Raw genomic sequence first — 15,692 nt, 5'->3', positions numbered from 1 at the left:
GTACGTCGCGTCCTGCTAGTGGCCGTGCGGGGTGGAGTCGTGGTCGTTCTTCGCGCTCGGCTTGGCTCCCGGTTCGGCGGCGCCCTCGCCGGCCTTCACGGTGAAGTCCGCGGTGTGTACGGCTCCGCCGTGCTGGAAGTCCAGGAACAGACGGTAGTCGCCGCCGCTGGGTGCCTCGGCGTAGAACGTGATTCCCGGACCCGGCTGCGTCTTGCCGTCGCCGGGCGCGCCGTCGGGGTGCACGTGCAGGTAGGCCAGGTCACCGGCGCGCAGGGCCACGAGGTGCCCGTACGCCCCGAGGTACGGCTGCAGGTCGGTGACCGGCTTGCCGTCCTTGCTGACGTTCAGCGTGAGCTTGCTCGACTGGCCGGGGACCAGGTCTCCGTCGAGCGTCACGGTGTAGCCGTCGACCTCGGAGGTGCGGCTGACCGCCTTCAGCGGCTTGGGCTGGAAGTCGCCCGCGACCTGGATGTCGGCGCCGAGCGTCAGGGCCTGGCCGCCGGTCGGGGTGAAGTCGGCGAACGCGCGGAAGGTTCCGGCGGCCGGGAAGGCGATCTTGACCGACCAGGTGCCGTCGGCGCTCATCTCGGGGTGGACGTGCTGGAAGCTGGACAGGTCACGGGAGACGACGATGAAGTGGAGCTTCTTGTCGTGCTCGACCTGGTAGTCGGTCACCGGCTTGCCGCTGGGGCCCGTCACGGTGAACTGGAAGTCTGTGGGCGCACCGGCCTTGGCGGCGGTGAGCGGGTTGAGGGTGTAGCCGTTCTGCGACACTTGGAGCCCCCCAGGGGTATCACTAGCGCTTTGTGCTGTTACTGGCTGCTCGGAGGTTGGTTGCTTTGACATTTGCGACATGTCATGACCTGCGGTGACGGGCTTCTGCGGGGTGGCCTGGGGGCCGACCAGGTTGCCGACGCCCCAGGTTCCGCCGAAGACGACCGCAAGACCGAGCACATATGTCCCGAGCTTCGCGGCGGTGTTCACTTCGTCACCAGCTCATATCCGGCCTCTTCGACGGCCGAGCGGATGTCCGCGGCGTCGATCGGGCTCACGCTCTCCACGGTCAGCAGTCCACTGGCCAGGTCAACCTCCACTGAGGAGACTCCCGCGACCTCGCTGACCTCTTCCTTGACGGAGCTGACGCAGTGGCCGCAGGTCATGCCCTTGACGGTGTAGGTGGCGCTGGTCATGTCGATCTCCTTAGCTTCTCTGTCTGCCTCTGAGTGTAACACCGTACCCCCCTAGGGTATTTCGGGGCTACACGGAAACCTTTCCCTGATCCTGAACGGCGGCGCGCGGCCGGCGCATGAGCACCACGCTCAGCAGGGCGCCGAGCCCCGCCACGACCGCGGCGCCGACGAAGGCGCCCTGGAAGCCGTCGATGAGTTCGGCCTGCGACGTGGCGATTGCCGTCATGACGGCCAGCCCGACGGCGGACCCGACCTGGTAGGTGGTGTTCACGATGCCCGAGGCCAGCCCGGCCTCCTCCGGCTTGGCGCCGGACATCGCCGAGATCATGGCCGGGATGTAGGCCAGCGACATGCCCACGGCCGCGACCAGGCTCGCCGGCAGCACGTCCGCCACGAACGTCCCGCCCGGCCGCGCGAACGACAGCCCCGCCACGCCCGCGGCCAGCACCGCCAGCCCGAGCACGATGAGCGGCTTGGCCCCGAACCGGCCGAGCAGCCTGGCCGTGATGCCGATCATGAAGATCATGACCGCGACCGTCATCGGCAGCAGCGCCGCGCCGCTGGCGAACGCGCCGAAGCCGAGGGTCTGCTGCAGGTAGAGGTTCAGGAAGTACCACATCGGGATCCAGGCGGCGCCGAGCAGCGCCATGGCCAGGTTGGCGGTGGCCAGGCCGGGTGTACGCCAGATCGACAGCGGCATCAGCGGCTGCTTGACCATGCGCTGCACGATCAGGAACAGCACCAGCAGCGCCGCGCCCGCGGCTCCGGCGATCAGGTTCTCCGCCACGATCGCGTACACGACCAGCGCCAGGCCGGCGGTGACCGAGATCGCGCCCACGACGTCCACCGAGCCGCGCCTGCCCTTGACCGCGGGGAGCAGTCCGGTGGCGGCCAGCGTGGCCAGGCCGATCGGGATGTAGACGATGAAGACCCACGGCCAGCTCAGGTACTCGGTGATGACGCCGCCGAGGAAGACTCCGGCGGTACCGCCCGCGGGGGCGGCGGCGCCGTACAGGGCCATGGCCTTGCCGAGCTCCTTTTGACTGTGCCCGAACAGCATCATGAGCAGCGTCATCGCCGCGGGCGCGATGAGCGCCCCGCCCACTCCCTGTACGGCGCGGCCGAGCACCTCGACCCACGCCGTGCTCGCGGCGGCGGCCAGCACCGAGCCGGCGATCAGGATGATCCAGCCGGTGGTGAAGACCTTGCGCGCGCCCAGCAGGTCGGACAGCCGGCCACCGAGCAGGAGCAGACCGCCGAACGCGATCACGTAGGCGTTGAAGACCCACTGGAGCCCGCCCGGGGTGAACCCCAGTTGCCGCTGCATCTCCGGGAGCGCCACACCGATGATGGACGTGTCCATGATCACCATGAACTGGGCGGTCGCGAGCACGAGTAGCGCCCACCACCGCCTGGGATTTTCGGTAGCCACTGCGATTCTCCTTTGCGCTTATACCCCCATGGGGTATCTCGACGGCGAGGAACGTAACATACCCCATGGGGGTTTGTCTACTTGCCTGATTCGGGAGGTTCATGGGTGCTCGACAGCGGGAGTACGGCCATCACTTGCTAGGCTGCATCCAACCGTTGGGTCTCACCCCGGCAGGTGAGACCGTCGAAGAAGTGGGGTCACACCGTGAAGAAGCTGATCGTTCTGGCGCTGATCGCCCTTGGGGGGTTGCTGATCTGGCGTAAGGTGCAGGCCGACCGCGCCGAGCTCGACCTCTGGACCGAGGCGACCGGCAGCGAGAACTAACCGACCTGGCGAGGCGATGAGCGACGTCGTCGTCCCCATCAAGCTGGCGTGCATCGACCTCGCCGGCACAACGATCGGTGACATCGCCATGGTCGAGCGTGCGTTCGCCGAAGCGATCGCAACTCAGGGCATCGTCCCCGGGACCGGGGCCTATGCGCGTGCCATGGTTCACGTGCACCGGTCCCGGGGATGTCCCAAGATCGAGGTCTTCCGCGGGATCTTCCCCGGCAACGAGGCCCAGGCACAAGCGGCGAACCTGACGTTCGAACGCTCCTACGAGGGCGCCCTGGACCGTGCCGGGCTTGTCCCGATCCCTGGCGTGCTGGAGACGCTCGACAAGTTGCGCGGCTCCGGTGTGCAGCTCGCCCTGATCACCGGATTCAGCCGCGCCACCTTAGGCCGGGTGCTTGGCGTGCTCGGATGGCATGACCGGGTCGATCTGGCCATCTGCCCCGAGGATGCTGGGGGGCGGGGTAGGCCTTGGCCGGATATGGTGCTGCATGCCGTACTCCGGTTGGGAATCGAGGATGTCCGGCAGGTCGCCGTCGTCGGAGATTCCGAGAGCGACATGCTGTGCGGGCGGCGGGCCGGGGCTTCGGTGGTGGCTGGAGTGATGACCGGAGTACACAGCCGGGAACGCCTCCTCAAGGGCGGCGCCACCCACATACTGGACTCGATCGCCGACCTTCCTGATTTGATCTTGATCGAAGACTTGGGTACGCACCAGGTAGCCACTGCGGGCCGGTAAGCTAGTGCGTCGTAAGGGGCCTTAGCTCAGCTGGCAGAGCGCCTGCTTTGCAAGCAGGATGTCAGGAGTTCGAATCTCCTAGGCTCCACCTGCGAAAACGCCCCGTTCCCTGATCAGGGAACGGGGCGTGAGTGTCTAACTGGGTGACTAAGCCCGGAAAATGACGTCCATGGCGGTGGCGCCCTCCTGCATGACCGGGCGGATCTGCTGGCGGTAGACCGTCTCGGTGACCAGCGAATGAGTGTGCCCGACCAGGCGCGAGATGACCTCGATCGGTACCCCCGAGTCCGACAGAACCGAGACGAAACTCTGGCGCATCTCGCGTGGCGTCCATTCCTTCTCGTCCAGACCGGCCGACTTGACGACCTTCTTGAAGTCCCGTCGGACGTTGCCCGCGCTGAGCATGGTTCCCGTGCTCGTGCTGAACACGTACCCCTGCCCGTTCCAGGTTCGTCCCTGAGCCTCACATTCCGCCTTGTCGCTCTCCCAGAGCACGCGCAGAGCGTCCACGCACCGGCCTGGAAGCTTGAGCGTCCGGCGGGACTTCACCGTCTTGGTGTCGCCACCCTTACGAACCGAGCGCCACACGTAGATGGCGAACGCCTCGTGATCCCATCCCACCTCGTGGACGGGGACCCAACGGCCCTCGTCTTCGTTGTAGGCGACCAGGAAGGACCACTGAAGTCCCCGGAGTTCCTCGGTTCGTCCTCCGGTCAGGAGCGACAGGACGATGTAGGCGCGAATGCGGGTTCCCGCACCGTCGGCAGCGTCAAGAACAGCTTCGGCCTCCGCGAGCGTGAACGCCTTGGACGCGCGGCCTGCCCGGCCCTCCGGTACTTCGCACAGATCAACCACGTTGCGCTTCACCTTGTCGCGGATCATGGCGTTTTTCACGGACCGGTTGAGAATGCCATGGATCAACTTCAACGTCCGTGTGCTCAGGGTCTTCGCCTTGTGCGCGAGCCACCGGTCAACGTCTTCCACGGAGAGTTCACTGAGCTTCCGCTTGCCCAGCGCCGGGATGATGTGAATGCGAGCGAACTCCCGATACAGCTCCACGGTTCGCCGAGAACGGCCGTTGAGCCCGTGCTCAAGCCAGTAGGTCACGGCGCTCGCCACGGTGACGCCGGACTTGACCGTCAGGCCGTCGTCGTGGTCGCGCAGGATCTCCTTGAGCTTGTTCTTGGCCTCGGTCTTGGTCTTGCCGCTGCCCTTCTTGACGATGCGCTTGCCCGCGGGCGTGTATCCGATGGTGAGGCTGGCAATCCAGCGTTGCCGCTTGTCGTCCCAGTGCAGGCCGCCTTCTCCCCTGCTGCGTCGCTTGGTCATGCTGCCTTCTCCTGTGCTTCGCTGTTGAGTAGGGCGATGTAGTCGCGGATGCCTTGGGCGGTGATGCGTCGTGCGCGGCCTTCCGCGACGGATGCCAGTCGGCCGGAGCGAAGGAGCACGTAGATCTCGGAGCGGCTGAGCTTGAGCAGACGCACGGCGTCCTTGACCGTGTAGAGCTCCAGGTCGCTGAGCCGGAGAGGGTCCGGCGTCGGGGTGGTCATGAGTCCGGGCTCTCCTTGTCAGCGGGGACACGGGGGACACCGGGGTGCGGCGGGTGTCCCCCTTGATCGGTTTCGTTTGCGCTGGTCAGGTCGGGTTGGGGGACAGCGGGGACACGGGGGGCACTTTCGGGGTGCTCTGTCCCCGTGGCTGTCCCCGGTAGCCGATAGCGTCCGCCTGCGTCGGCGCATAGCTGGCCGTCGGCGGCCATGCGCTGGCAGGTGCGCTTGACGGTGTTGTGTACGAGGCCGGTTGCTTCGGCGATGACCTTCGGTGTGCTGTTCGGGTGTTCGCGGACGTAGCGAGTGATGGCCGCGCGGGTCTCCCCCAGCGCGAGGTCTTCGGGCGGGCCGTCGAGTAGGTGCCAGACGCCGGCGGCGGGCTGGAAGGACAGCGCGTACTCGGCTTCTTCGACGTCGCGGCCGGTGACGTGCAGCACGCCGTCGGCGGTACTGCGGGCGCGTTTGAGGACGAGCGTGGCGTCGGCAGCGCCGGCCAGGCCGTTGGTGCCGGAGACCTGCTCTAGGAAGTCGTCAGAGCCCATCTTGCGGACGTGGTGGACCAGGACGACGGCCACGCCGTAGGTGTCGGCCAGGCGTTTGGCGTGCCCCATCGCGGTGTAGTCGGCATCGTAGGCGGACAGGCCGGGCGGAGTGGCGCCGCGGACCTTGGCGAACACGTCGATGACGACCATGCGGGCGCCGGGGTTGCTGTCCAGCCAGTGCGCGATGCGCTCGACTCCGCCCTGAGGCAGGGTCGGGCAGCTCGTGGCCAGGGTCAGCGCTCGCGGTGCGCGCCGCCCGGCCAGGATTTTGCGCATGCGGGACTGGAGCCGGCGCGGGGTGTCTTCCAGCGCCAGGTAGAGCACGGGGCCGGGCTCCACCTCGATGGCCTCCAGCGCCTTGCCCCCGGCGGCCACGGCGATGGCCGTGCCGAGCGACAGCCAGGACTTGCCGACCTTGGGCGGGCCGGCGAGCAGGTTGAGCCCTTCGGCGATGACGCCGGGCACCGCCCATCGGGTCTCGGGGAAAGTGAGGTCCATCAGCTCGTCGGCGGTCCACGAGGTGCGGAACGGCGCCGCCCCGGGCGGGCCGCCGGGGACGGGCACCGCGTCCCCGGCGACCAGCCGCAGGTGCGGCGGGCGTTGGCTGGTCATGCCGCGACCGTTCGTGGCCGGCGGGCACCGGCCCGTAGCCCGGAGGTGACGGTGCGGCTGGCCGCGCGGTAGGGCTGGCCGACCTGGACGCCGGCGTTGGTCAGCCAGTCGGTGACCTGGTGTTCGGACAGTTCGCCCCCGGCCACGAGCTGCCCGAGCGCGACGGAGGCGACGTAGAGGGCGTTGTTGTGGCCGCCCTCGGGGGAGTTCAGCACCCGGTCGAGTTCGCCTTGGACGGCGGCGCGTAGGTAGGCGCCGCGCCGGTCGGCGGCCAGGTCGATGGTGACGGGCTTCTGTTCGGGCAGCGGGCGGGGGCGCAGCAGGTCGGCTAGCCAGCCGGGCAGCGGCGCGGCCGGCGGGCCGTGCAGGACCTCGTAGGTGCCGGTGCCGTCCTTGTCGTCCACGAAGCTGCCGGGGCCGACCACGTACCCGCCGTGCGCGCGGGTGTCGATCAGCCAGCCGAGTCCGCCCCGGCTGCCCTGGGTGTTGCCGAGTCTGATGCCGTGGGGGGCGGTGTAGTACAGGTGCAGGCCGCCGCGGCGGGTGCGGACCTGGAAGGTTTCCAGCGGTAGCGGTTGGCCGTGCTCGGCGCATAGGGCGGCGAACACGTCGGTGCCGTCGGTGATGCCGGGCCGGTCCCTTGCGGGTGGCGGGGTGTCGTCGGGCTTGGGGGTGTCGAGGTCGATCACCACGAGGTTGGACGGCCCGCACGCGATTCCGATGTTGTAGCGGTGGCGTTGCCAGCATCGGGTGATGGCGTCGGGGTCGGTGGTGTGGCGTTGCCTCCACGGCCAGTCCTGAATCGGGACCTTGCTGGGGTAGGCCAGCGGGAAGACGCGCCAGCCGCGGGCGGCGGCGGCCAGGGCGTAGCGGGTGCAGGTGTTCATGCGGGAAGCCCTTCGGCGGTGAGATCAAAGAGGTCTTGCTGGCGGCCGTGCCGGGCTAGGCGCGCTAGGAGACGGGTGCGCCACGCGGTGGCGTAGCGCAGGCAGTTGGCGCAGTTCTTGTGGGTGGCGCAGCCGGGCAGCGGGGCTTCGCGGCGGGCGGCGTAGCTCCATGCCATGGAATCGGCTGATGCCAGGTGGTGTCCGTAGCGGTGTAGTCCGCCGGTCTTGACTCCGAAGCCGTGCAGGCGCAGTCCGATGTTGCTGAGGGTGGTGACGATGGTGGCGATTTCGCCGGTGGATTGACGGCGGCAGACCGAGCCGAGCCCGACGCGCGGCAGGGTGGTGAGGTCGATGCCGGCCGATCGGTAGAGGTCTGCGCAGGCCAGGTAGTCGGTCAGGGTCCAGCCTTGCAGGACGGGGATGAACGGCAGGCCGGGAGCGATGGCGCTGAGGTGGAGGTAGTTGGCGACGGTACGTTCTTGGTGTTCACGAACGCTGAGGCCGGTGGTGGCGAGCATGACGGGTTCGCACATCCAGTCCTGTGGCGCGGCGAAGTCCAACCGACCCACGTGTATTGCGTACCGTGTGACCGCTTCGGCGTACTGTTCAGCGGTGGTGATCCACCGGCCGTGCAGGGACAGTTCGGTGAACCCGCCGGAGTCCAACGCCCAGCGGCAGCGTGCACGTTGCAGCGTCACCTTTCGCGCGAGCTGGCGGTGGCTGACGAACAGCGGCATGTCGGTGGTCCACAGCCAGTGCGGTTGGTGCGCACCCAAGTAGAAGCGGGTCAGGTCGGTCATGCCGCCACCTCGTCACACAGGGCAGCGCGCAGTTCGGTGAGCAGGATGGCGCCGGCCGGGTGGGTGTGGTGGTGGATGGGGATGGCGTTACGGCGCAGGGTGGCGGCCATGACGGGGGTTTCCCAGTCGAAGCAGGGGCCGCCGGGGCGCACGGGTAGCCGTTGGGCGATCTCGTGGACGGGCAGCAGGGTTTCGGCCTCGCGGAAGGCGGCGGCCACCTTGGCGAGAAGGTCCGGGTCGCCGGGCCGCGGCCGGGCGATGACGACCGGCTTGGCAGCAGTCGGTGGTGGTGGCGGGGGTTGGTTGTCGGGGCGGGGGCGTACGCCGCACAGGGGGCAGCAGCGGCTTGCGCCGCCTTGGCGTTTGAGGGCGCGTTCGCGGCTTCGGGGGCCGTTCCAGGTGCGGGCCAGCGTCCAGGTAATGCCGGCGGCCTTGACCACGGCCAGCAGGCGCGCACCGCGGCCGGCCTGGTGTTCGGCCAGTCGGGCGTCCAGGTCGCCGGTCCATCCGATGTAGTGGCGGGCGTGCTTGTACGGCTGCGCGAAGTGCAGCAGGTAGACGGTGCCGGGCGTGCTCATGCCGCCTCCTTGCCGCGTTCGGCCAGCAGGGCGGCGGTGATGGCCAGCTCCAGGCAGACCTTGTGGACCGGGCGGTCGTCGTCGTCCAGCAGGTGACACGGCTGCAGGCAGTACCGGCACGGGCGGACGCGTCCGCCGTTCCAACGCTCGCGTTGTTTGGTCCAGTTGAGGACGATTCGGCCGTGCCACAGGCGCCGCGGTTTGCCTTGGTAGAGGACGATGTTGGGGTCGGCGCTCATGTGGCATCACCCCGGTGAGGCGTCGCGTCTCTCGGCGACGGACGCGACGTGTCGGTTAGGGCCTGTGGCGACGGGTCGGGGGCGTTGGTGAAGGCCGTCCATGCGCGGGTGACGGCGCCAGAGCCGGGGAACAGGTCGTCGAGGCTGTCGCCGGGTTGTGCGCCGAGGAGGTCGAACAGCCAGCGGCAGAACGCGGCGGGTTTGGCGCCGATGACCCTGCTGGGCAGGGTGGTCATTGGGGAGACGCCGTGGATGAGGGAGTCGAGGCGTCGTGTCGCGCCGGTGGGACGCGACGGGTCGTTCGGGCGTCCGCCGTGGTAGATGACGGGTTCCCAGGCGTTGAGCGGCCAGCGGCTTGCGGTGGGGCGTTCACCGCGGTGCCAGGCCGCGACGCGCACGCCGGGCGGGCAGAGGGCGAGCACGGTGGGCAGGGCGGCGGCGGAGGTGGACAGCGCCCATCCGTCGTAGCTGGCCAGTGTGGCGATGAGGGCGGTGTGGTCGACTTCGCCGGCGTAGTCGCGGTGGCCGCGATACAGGCGGGCGTTGCCGGGGTAGGGCGGGTCTGCGTAGGCGAGCCGTAGCGGGTGGCCAGCCGCGACGCCTGGCGCGGCGCCCACGGTGCGGGTGAAGCGGTGCCGGGCTTGCCTGCATCGCACCGAACAGCAGAGCGCGTCCCGCCGGGCGGTGGCGGGGATGGGGCCGGTGCACCAGGCGCAGGTGCGCGAGGGCAGTGCCGATGGGGGCGTCGTCTCGGGCCGCGTGCGACGCGTCGTGTCCGACGGCGGGTGCGACGTGTCCCGTAGTGCGGCCGCTGTAGGCGACGCGTCGTGTGTCACCACGGTGGGAGGCGACGTGTGGCCGTTCATCGGGTGCCGTCCCGGCGTAGGCGGCGCAGGTAGTTGTAGGCGCGTCGGCCCCAGCGCAGGCGTAGGCCGGTGCCGTCGCAGCGTCGGCACCAGCGTTTGATGCGGCCGTTGGGCTTGATCTTCTTGCCTGCGCCGTGGCAGCGGCGGCAGCCGGTGAACGGGGCGGCGGCGCACTTGGCGGTGTAGATGAGCGCCCACACGAGGGCGGCCAGAACCAGCCAGGCGTAGGTCGCGGCGGGTGGGGTCGCGGTCGCGGCGTAGAGGGTCATGGGGAGGCTCCAGGAGCGGTTTCCGAGCGTGGGAGGCTGTGCCCGCTACCCGCGACCTGCGGGTATTCGGGCTGATCAGCGTGGGTGTGGCCGGTCGCGGCGCGGGTCGCGCAGCCGCGACCGGTCGCGGGCGAGTCGCGACCCGGCGAACCCCTTCCGCGGGGGTTCGCCGGGGGCCGGTCGGTGTCAGCCGGCGGTGGTGTCGCGCCGCTCGATCGCGGCCGTGACGGCCGTCTTACGGGCTCCCTTGAGCGCCTTGCCGTCCCGCTTGATGTCCACGCTCGGCACACCGAGCGCGCGAAGCTGAGCCGAGATCGCCTCACCGGTGGTGTCGGCGTAGTGCTCGGGGATGCGCTCCGACAGGCGGGCGGCCAGCACGGCCCAGGGCAGGCCGGTCTCGCTGCCCTGGAAGACGGTCAGGGCGTCGGCCAGCACGTCACGCACTTCGCGGATGGCGGTCTGCCCGGCTGCCATGCCGGACAGGGTGCCGGCGTGCTCGCGCAGCTTGCGCGCGGCCAGCAGGATCTTCTCGGCGTCTTCGGCATCGGCCAGGTGGAAGCGCACGGTCGGGGTGTCGTCGCCGGCGCCGCGCAGCAGCCCGACACCCTTGTACGAGGGCAGCAGGGTGGAGGAGTCGAAGCCCTCGGAGTAGGCGCCAGAGCCGAGTACCAGGTCGGAGACCTGCCACGAGCCGGTGCGCAGGGCGATGCGCACCTGGTGGTTGTCGCGGAAGCTGGTGAACGCGGTGGCCACGTCGTTGGTGCCGACCCCGCCGGGCTTTTGGGTGGCGTCCAGCACGATGACGCCGGCCGCGGGTGCGACCTTGACCAGGAAGACCAGCAGGGAAGCGATCTCCTTGTTCAGCTCCTTGTCGCCGGTGTCGAAGTACTCCTGGCACTCGTCGATGATGACCAGCCGCACCGGCATGCCGTACTGCGGGTCGCGGGCGATCTGCCGGGTGAGTTTGCCCTCGGGGCAGATGTCCACCGGCAGCTCGGATAGCCGCTGGTAGCGGCTTTGCACGTCGGCCTTGAGGTCACGCAGGGTTTGGACGAAGACCTCCAGCGGGTCGCCGTCGCGGGTCATCGTGAACCCGAAGGAGCACGAGTGCGCCACGAGTGCGAACTTGCGCCAGTCGGGCGAGCCCTTGCCGTCGAACACGTCCAGGCGCACGTATGGGTCGAGGGCGGCGTACAGGGCCAGCAGCCGGGCGGTGAAGCTCTTGCCCTGGCGCGGCTGTGCCCCGACCAGGATGGAGGCCCACAGCATGAGCAGGGTGACCAGGTGGCCGCGCTCGTCCAGGCCGAGCGGGGCGGGCTGCCAGATGTCGGTCTGCTTGCAGGCCAGCAGCGGCGTACGTCCGGCGGCGGTCGCGAGGGGGTCGGAGTCGGCCACCCACAGCCAGTGCGAGCGGTGGCTTTCGGGGTCGCGGGAGATGGTGACCTGCGCGAGCGCGACGTCCAGACCGGACGCGATCTTTTCGCGGGCGTTGACCGCGTCGGCGAACGTCTTGCCGTAGGGCAGGTTGACCAGCACTTTGGAGCCGTTGCCCTCGCGCGCCATGGCGGTGCCGAACTCGATGCGCTGGTTCGGCTTGTCGGGGTGGCCGAGCCCGGCGGAGTAGTAGGCGCGCAGCACGATGTCGCTGTTCAGCCTGCGGTAGCGGCGGGTCACCAGGGCCGGCGCCACGATCGCGCGTCCGGCGGGGCGGCCGTGGTGGGCCAGGAACGGCACCAGGCCGGCGGCGATGACGAGCTGCCAGATCAGCGGCAGCCGGGCGGCCAGCAGCGCGCCTACGGTCAACGCGACGGCTTGGACGAACAAGACGATGCCGCGCCAGCGGCGGGTGGCCTTGGCCTCCTTGAGCAGCTTGAGCCACATCGCCGGGTCGTTGGCGTTGGCGGCCTGCTGACGCAGTAGGTACTCATCGCTGACCCACCACCATCGCATCTGCCGTCCGACCAGCCGGAATATGCCGACGACGGCCCACCACAGCGTCTTGGCCAGGTAGAGGGGTGCGCGCACGGTGTGGAAGGCGGCCACGTAGCCGTAGCGGCCGGCGGCCAGCCGCAGCGTGGTGGCGCGGTTCCCGCGGCGCAGCCCGGCCGGGATGATGGGCTTGCGGGTGTCCTTGGCCGCCGCGGGCGGCTGGTCGGCCTCGGGCAGATCCACCGCAACCGGTACGGCGTCGTCGGGCGGAGCGTCGTCCAGTTCGATCTCATACGAGGTGTCCGACACCTTCGCCGGCGGCGCGTCGGCGGGCGCGAGCTGTCCGGCGTCGGGCAGGGTGGCGACCTTGGCGCCGTTGAGGCTGGTGACGGGGGTGTCGCCGTGCGGCGGGTCGGGCTCGTTCGGCAGGTGGGTCATGATGGGGTCGCCTCGTTTCCGTTGCAGGGGGCGGGGTTGCAGGGCGCGGCCGTTGTCTTGGCGGATGGGGCCGCGCCCTGCGTGTCGGTCGGGTGGGGGCCGCCGCAGGTGCGGCGGTGGTCGGTGAAGCTGGCGCGGATCTCGGCGCGGTCGCGCCGGCCGTGCAGCCAGATGCGGGCCTGCGCCGCGGCGGGGATGGCCGCGACGGCGACGGTGGCCAGGGTGGCGTAGGCGAGCATGGTCGGTCTCCTAGCCGTCGTGGGTGCGGAAGGCGTCACGCACGGCGCGGGCGTCGTCCATGCCGCACCGCAGGGCGCGCTGGATCTTGTAGGCGCTGGGGCTGTCGGGCAGTTCGCCGGCGGTGATGAGCGCCTGTGTCCGGTCGATCAGCCGGGCGGTATCGGCGCTGTACGTAAGGCCGGTAAGCCCGCCGTCGCGGCCGTGCGCGGGGTCGTGGTTGAGGCGGGAGAACGCGGCCAGAATGACGGGCAGGGCGGTGACGATAGCCACCGCGACGATGGGACCCAGGATGTGCAGCACAAGCCGCGGCAGCGAGAAGTCGGTCCCGTCCGGCAGGCCCCCGGGCAGGTACGGCCAGGCGTTCATGCCGAGCGTCAGCCCCAGGAACAACCACTCGATGCGGATCAGCTTGCGGTCGTTGAGCGGCTGGCCGCGGGTGCCGAGATAGGCACGGGCGCCGACGACGACCAGCAGGGCCAGCGACAGGAACGGCTCAACCAGCCAGGCGAAGATCCATGCGGGTGACCAGGCCGGAGCGCCGTCAGCGGCGAACAACTGCACACCGGCGGTAGACCAGGCCAGCGCGAGCGTCAGCGAGACCAGCGCCGCGGCGACCAGCAGGCGGCGCATGCGGGCGGCCTGCCAGGCGCGCATCTCGGGGTCTTGGGCCAGCGCGTGCAGGCGGGCGGCCTGCTGGGCGGCCTTGCGGCGCTTGCGCACCTTGGGCGTGTCCAGCAGCAACGGCGTGTCATCGCCTTGGAGATCGGCCAGCAGGTGCGCTTCGGCCACCTCCGCGCGCAGCCTGCGCACCCGCTTGGTCACCCCCGGCGGCGCCGCGGCCGGAACGACAGGAGCGGGCGGGGCGGTGGGCCGCGGGTCGGGGGTGGTGTGGTTGGCGTACAGCTCCAGCTCGGCCAGCGCGCGGGCGGTCTCCTCCGGGCCGGGCTCGGGCGGCGGGTCGGGGTTGGCGACGGTACTCATCTGCCGGTCCTCCGATCGGGGGCGGTGTCCTTGAGCGTGACCAGCGCGCCACCGGGCACCCTGGTGAAGCTCTCGCGGTCGGTGGCGTGGAAGGGGCCGTGCCAGCCGGTGCGGGTGCAGTCCAGTTCCGGACTGCCGTCGGCCGGGACGAACGTGATCCGGCACCCATGGGTGCGCTTCATGCGGCATCTCCCCAGCAGCGCGGGCAGCCGGGCCGGTCACACCAGTTGGCCGGGTCGGCCGACCAGATGCGGCACGCCAGATCGGCCGAGCGGTGGATGCGGGCGATGTCGCGGCGGCCCTGGCCGATGCGGATCAGGTCACCGGCCAGCACGCCGACCAGGAACGCCCCCAGGACGATGAGGAAGGAGGTCATGACCGTCCGCCCCTGCCTTGTCCGTGGCGGGCGTCGATCAGGGCGTAGTACTCGTCGGTGCCGAAGGGCGGGCAGTCACACGGCGCGTGCTGACACAGCGCGCAGCGCACCCGCTCAACCCGCAGCTCTCCGGACGCGTACCGGTCGAAGTCGGTAGACCAGAACACGCTGCACCGGTCGGTGTTCTCGCTCATCGCAGCGGCCTTTCGGGGGTTAGGCGCAGGGCACGAGGTAGGGGACGGGGGAAGGGCAGGCGTCGCCTGCGGCCGGACACGACGCATCGCGTAGCGGCGGCGGCCATCACGCCACCGCCTGAGCGCGCAGGCTGTCGCGGTCTTCCTGGCTCAAACCGGCCCACACGCCGTCGCGGGGACGAATCGCCTGGTAGTAGGTCTCGCAGGCCGCCCGCGCCGGGCAGGACCGGCAGATCGCCCTGGCCTGCTGCTCACGCGCGTAGCGGTCCTCGAACGACTCGCCGTCGCGGTCGGTGAACAGCTCGGCGGTGTCGGGGCCGCACGCCTGACCGGCCGCGAGCACGGCGTCCAGCAGGGCGCGCAGGTCTGCGGTGCGCTTCACCACGCCACCTCCAGACCGTCCAGCCGATCGGCCAGCAGGTCGGCCGTGGTCAGCCGGGCGCAGGTGTGGCAGATGGGCGGGCACGGAGGTTCCGTGCCGGGCGCGGCCACCTCCAGGCCCTCGCAGACAGCGCAGACGAACTGCACGTCCACCTCGGTCAGGGTGCTGTCGTAGGTCATGATGGATGTGCTCCTTTGGGAGTGCAGACAGGGGGCGGCCTCGCGTTCTTGGCGGTTCGGGGGGCCGCCCCCGTCCAGGGGTTCGAGCGGGTCAGATACCGGCGGTCGATTCGCCGTTGATCACGCGCCGCTTGATCTCTGCGTCACGCGCTTTGCCGGACAGCCGCTGGCGTGCCAGCGGGGTACGCGCCTTACGCGCTCGCGCCTCGTAGAAGTTCTGCTCGTCCAGAGCCTTGCTGGCCTGCTTGCGCGCGTTGTCGAACAGACTCACGGTGATCGTCTCCTTCGTCCTGTCGGCCGAACGGGCGGGGGATGGCGGGTGGGATCGGCGAAACAGCCGGAGCGCCCCGGCAGGGAGTCGGACCCTGCCTGCGACCATCGGGGCTGTAGGTGATCAGTGCGAGGGGTGGCAGCTAGAGCAGGCCCACGGCTTGCCGTAGACGATGACCCTGCGCTCACGCAGGTCAGGGCGCATGCGGCGGGTGATGGCAATCCATCTCGGGCAGTCACCGGCCCAGGTCTCCGTGCCGTCCGGGCTGTAGAACTCGATGGCCTTACGCCGCTTCATGGGGTGATCCCTTCGGTGTGAGCGATCGATGCCAGCGCCCCGGCAGGGAGTCGAACCCTGCCTGCGACCATCGGGGCGGTAGAGCGGACGGGTCGGCCGGGGGTGCGGCTACCGGCTGAGATCGATGGTGAGGTCACCCACCACCACATCGGCCTGCACGCCCACGCGAGCGCCGCCGGTGCAGACGTTGACGACACTGCCCTTGGCCTCAGGCTTGTTCTTGGCCTTCTTGGCGTCCTTCGGGCCGACCGAACCGACCTGAATCGCGGTGAAGCCGCTGCGAGCGGTGTTCTTGGCCATCAGATGACCCCTTCCGGAGTGGAAAGACGTGTGATGGTGCGGGGCTCGGAGTGAGCCCGTGTGCCCCG

Annotated in this window: 25 protein-coding genes and 1 tRNA gene; 3 read left to right on the top strand and 23 right to left on the bottom strand. The window is 69.9% G+C overall.

All coding sequences use genetic code 11. The features are described from left to right. Positions 1–15 precede the first annotated feature (15 nt). The 3 genes from ACIBI5_RS14900 to ACIBI5_RS14890 all read right to left on the bottom strand — a co-directional run bounded on the left by ACIBI5_RS14900 (position 16) and on the right by ACIBI5_RS14890 (position 2,622). Entirely contained in the window at positions 16–774 is a 759-nt protein-coding gene (locus ACIBI5_RS14900) for a hypothetical protein (protein WP_397246988.1), read from the bottom strand. Between the two features lie 206 nt (positions 775–980). After that, on the bottom strand, positions 981–1,190 hold the full coding sequence (locus tag ACIBI5_RS14895) for a heavy-metal-associated domain-containing protein (protein WP_184959061.1): 210 nt from the start codon (positions 1,188–1,190) through the stop codon (positions 981–983). 67 nt (positions 1,191–1,257) lie between these two features. Further along, positions 1,258–2,622 carry an MFS transporter gene (locus tag ACIBI5_RS14890; protein WP_397246986.1) on the bottom strand — a complete coding sequence of 455 codons (1,365 nt, stop codon included), beginning with the start codon at positions 2,620–2,622 and terminating at the stop codon, positions 1,258–1,260. Between the two features lie 204 nt (positions 2,623–2,826). Here ACIBI5_RS14890 and ACIBI5_RS14885 point away from each other — a divergent pair, with 204 nt between their 5' ends. The 3 genes from ACIBI5_RS14885 (at position 2,827) to ACIBI5_RS14875 (ending at position 3,782) form a co-directional block, all read left to right on the top strand. Next, complete coding sequence (locus ACIBI5_RS14885) at positions 2,827–2,946, top strand: DLW-39 family protein (protein WP_214319204.1); 120 nt, start codon at positions 2,827–2,829, stop codon at positions 2,944–2,946. Positions 2,947–2,962: 16 nt separating this feature from the next. Beyond that, positions 2,963–3,694 carry an HAD family hydrolase gene (locus tag ACIBI5_RS14880; RefSeq protein WP_397246984.1) on the top strand — a complete coding sequence of 244 codons (732 nt, stop codon included), beginning with the start codon at positions 2,963–2,965 and terminating at the stop codon, positions 3,692–3,694. Positions 3,695–3,709: 15 nt separating this feature from the next. Further along, positions 3,710–3,782 (top strand) — tRNA-Ala (locus ACIBI5_RS14875). A 59-nt stretch (positions 3,783–3,841) separates the two neighbouring features. Here ACIBI5_RS14875 and ACIBI5_RS14870 read toward each other — a convergent pair. From ACIBI5_RS14870 to ACIBI5_RS14775, 20 genes are all read right to left on the bottom strand, one after another. Next, positions 3,842–5,023, bottom strand: a complete 1,182-nt coding sequence (locus ACIBI5_RS14870) for a tyrosine-type recombinase/integrase (RefSeq protein ID WP_397246982.1) — start codon at positions 5,021–5,023, stop codon at positions 3,842–3,844. Continuing rightward, positions 5,020–5,244: a helix-turn-helix domain-containing protein gene (locus ACIBI5_RS14865; protein ID WP_397246981.1), complete on the bottom strand. Its 225-nt coding sequence runs from the start codon at positions 5,242–5,244 to the stop codon at positions 5,020–5,022. Before ACIBI5_RS14865 ends, ACIBI5_RS14870 begins: the two co-directional genes overlap by 4 nt. Continuing rightward, a complete protein-coding gene (locus tag ACIBI5_RS14860; RefSeq protein WP_397246979.1) occupies positions 5,241–6,398 on the bottom strand; it encodes an AAA family ATPase in 1,158 nt (385 codons plus the stop codon). Before ACIBI5_RS14860 ends, ACIBI5_RS14865 begins: the two co-directional genes overlap by 4 nt. Then, positions 6,395–7,285 (bottom strand): bifunctional DNA primase/polymerase, encoded by an 891-nt coding sequence (locus tag ACIBI5_RS14855; RefSeq protein WP_397246978.1) that lies wholly within the window; start codon positions 7,283–7,285, stop codon positions 6,395–6,397. Before ACIBI5_RS14855 ends, ACIBI5_RS14860 begins: the two co-directional genes overlap by 4 nt. Next, positions 7,282–8,085, bottom strand: coding sequence for a hypothetical protein (locus ACIBI5_RS14850; protein ID WP_397246976.1), 804 nt, complete (start codon positions 8,083–8,085; stop codon positions 7,282–7,284). The genes ACIBI5_RS14855 and ACIBI5_RS14850 overlap by 4 nt, the downstream gene beginning before the upstream one ends. Beyond that, positions 8,082–8,663, bottom strand: coding sequence for a hypothetical protein (locus ACIBI5_RS14845; RefSeq protein ID WP_397246974.1), 582 nt, complete (start codon positions 8,661–8,663; stop codon positions 8,082–8,084). Before ACIBI5_RS14845 ends, ACIBI5_RS14850 begins: the two co-directional genes overlap by 4 nt. After that, positions 8,660–8,902 carry a hypothetical protein gene (locus tag ACIBI5_RS14840; RefSeq protein WP_397246972.1) on the bottom strand — a complete coding sequence of 81 codons (243 nt, stop codon included), beginning with the start codon at positions 8,900–8,902 and terminating at the stop codon, positions 8,660–8,662. Before ACIBI5_RS14840 ends, ACIBI5_RS14845 begins: the two co-directional genes overlap by 4 nt. Beyond that, entirely contained in the window at positions 8,899–9,558 is a 660-nt protein-coding gene (locus tag ACIBI5_RS14835; protein WP_397246971.1) for a hypothetical protein, read from the bottom strand. Before ACIBI5_RS14835 ends, ACIBI5_RS14840 begins: the two co-directional genes overlap by 4 nt. A gap of 206 nt (positions 9,559–9,764) precedes the next feature. Continuing rightward, positions 9,765–10,037: a hypothetical protein gene (locus ACIBI5_RS14830; RefSeq protein ID WP_397246969.1), complete on the bottom strand. Its 273-nt coding sequence runs from the start codon at positions 10,035–10,037 to the stop codon at positions 9,765–9,767. A gap of 186 nt (positions 10,038–10,223) precedes the next feature. Further along, positions 10,224–12,404 (bottom strand): hypothetical protein, encoded by a 2,181-nt coding sequence (locus ACIBI5_RS14825; RefSeq protein ID WP_397246967.1) that lies wholly within the window; start codon positions 12,402–12,404, stop codon positions 10,224–10,226. Then, entirely contained in the window at positions 12,401–12,643 is a 243-nt protein-coding gene (locus ACIBI5_RS14820) for a hypothetical protein (RefSeq protein WP_397246965.1), read from the bottom strand. Before ACIBI5_RS14820 ends, ACIBI5_RS14825 begins: the two co-directional genes overlap by 4 nt. 10 nt (positions 12,644–12,653) lie before the next feature. Then, positions 12,654–13,625, bottom strand: coding sequence for a hypothetical protein (locus ACIBI5_RS14815; protein WP_397246963.1), 972 nt, complete (start codon positions 13,623–13,625; stop codon positions 12,654–12,656). Beyond that, positions 13,622–13,807 (bottom strand): hypothetical protein, encoded by a 186-nt coding sequence (locus ACIBI5_RS14810; RefSeq protein ID WP_397246962.1) that lies wholly within the window; start codon positions 13,805–13,807, stop codon positions 13,622–13,624. Before ACIBI5_RS14810 ends, ACIBI5_RS14815 begins: the two co-directional genes overlap by 4 nt. Beyond that, positions 13,804–14,001: a hypothetical protein gene (locus ACIBI5_RS14805; RefSeq protein WP_397246960.1), complete on the bottom strand. Its 198-nt coding sequence runs from the start codon at positions 13,999–14,001 to the stop codon at positions 13,804–13,806. Before ACIBI5_RS14805 ends, ACIBI5_RS14810 begins: the two co-directional genes overlap by 4 nt. Then, complete coding sequence (locus ACIBI5_RS14800; RefSeq protein WP_397246958.1) at positions 13,998–14,195, bottom strand: hypothetical protein; 198 nt, start codon at positions 14,193–14,195, stop codon at positions 13,998–14,000. Before ACIBI5_RS14800 ends, ACIBI5_RS14805 begins: the two co-directional genes overlap by 4 nt. 106 nt (positions 14,196–14,301) lie before the next feature. After that, complete coding sequence (locus ACIBI5_RS14795; protein WP_397246956.1) at positions 14,302–14,577, bottom strand: WhiB family transcriptional regulator; 276 nt, start codon at positions 14,575–14,577, stop codon at positions 14,302–14,304. Continuing rightward, on the bottom strand, positions 14,574–14,756 hold the full coding sequence (locus ACIBI5_RS14790) for a hypothetical protein (RefSeq protein ID WP_397246955.1): 183 nt from the start codon (positions 14,754–14,756) through the stop codon (positions 14,574–14,576). Before ACIBI5_RS14790 ends, ACIBI5_RS14795 begins: the two co-directional genes overlap by 4 nt. A gap of 91 nt (positions 14,757–14,847) precedes the next feature. Continuing rightward, positions 14,848–15,027 carry a hypothetical protein gene (locus ACIBI5_RS14785; RefSeq protein ID WP_397246953.1) on the bottom strand — a complete coding sequence of 60 codons (180 nt, stop codon included), beginning with the start codon at positions 15,025–15,027 and terminating at the stop codon, positions 14,848–14,850. 123 nt (positions 15,028–15,150) lie between these two features. Next, positions 15,151–15,324: a hypothetical protein gene (locus ACIBI5_RS14780; protein WP_397246951.1), complete on the bottom strand. Its 174-nt coding sequence runs from the start codon at positions 15,322–15,324 to the stop codon at positions 15,151–15,153. Between the two features lie 108 nt (positions 15,325–15,432). After that, complete coding sequence (locus ACIBI5_RS14775) at positions 15,433–15,624, bottom strand: hypothetical protein (RefSeq protein ID WP_397246949.1); 192 nt, start codon at positions 15,622–15,624, stop codon at positions 15,433–15,435. Positions 15,625–15,692: the final 68 nt, after the last annotated feature.

The sequence above is a fragment of the Nonomuraea sp. NPDC050540 genome, assembly GCF_044457485.1.
Taxonomy (GTDB): domain Bacteria; phylum Actinomycetota; class Actinomycetes; order Streptosporangiales; family Streptosporangiaceae; genus Nonomuraea.
The sequence above is the reverse complement of the archived record's forward strand: the minus strand, read 5'-3'. Positions and strand labels throughout refer to the sequence as shown.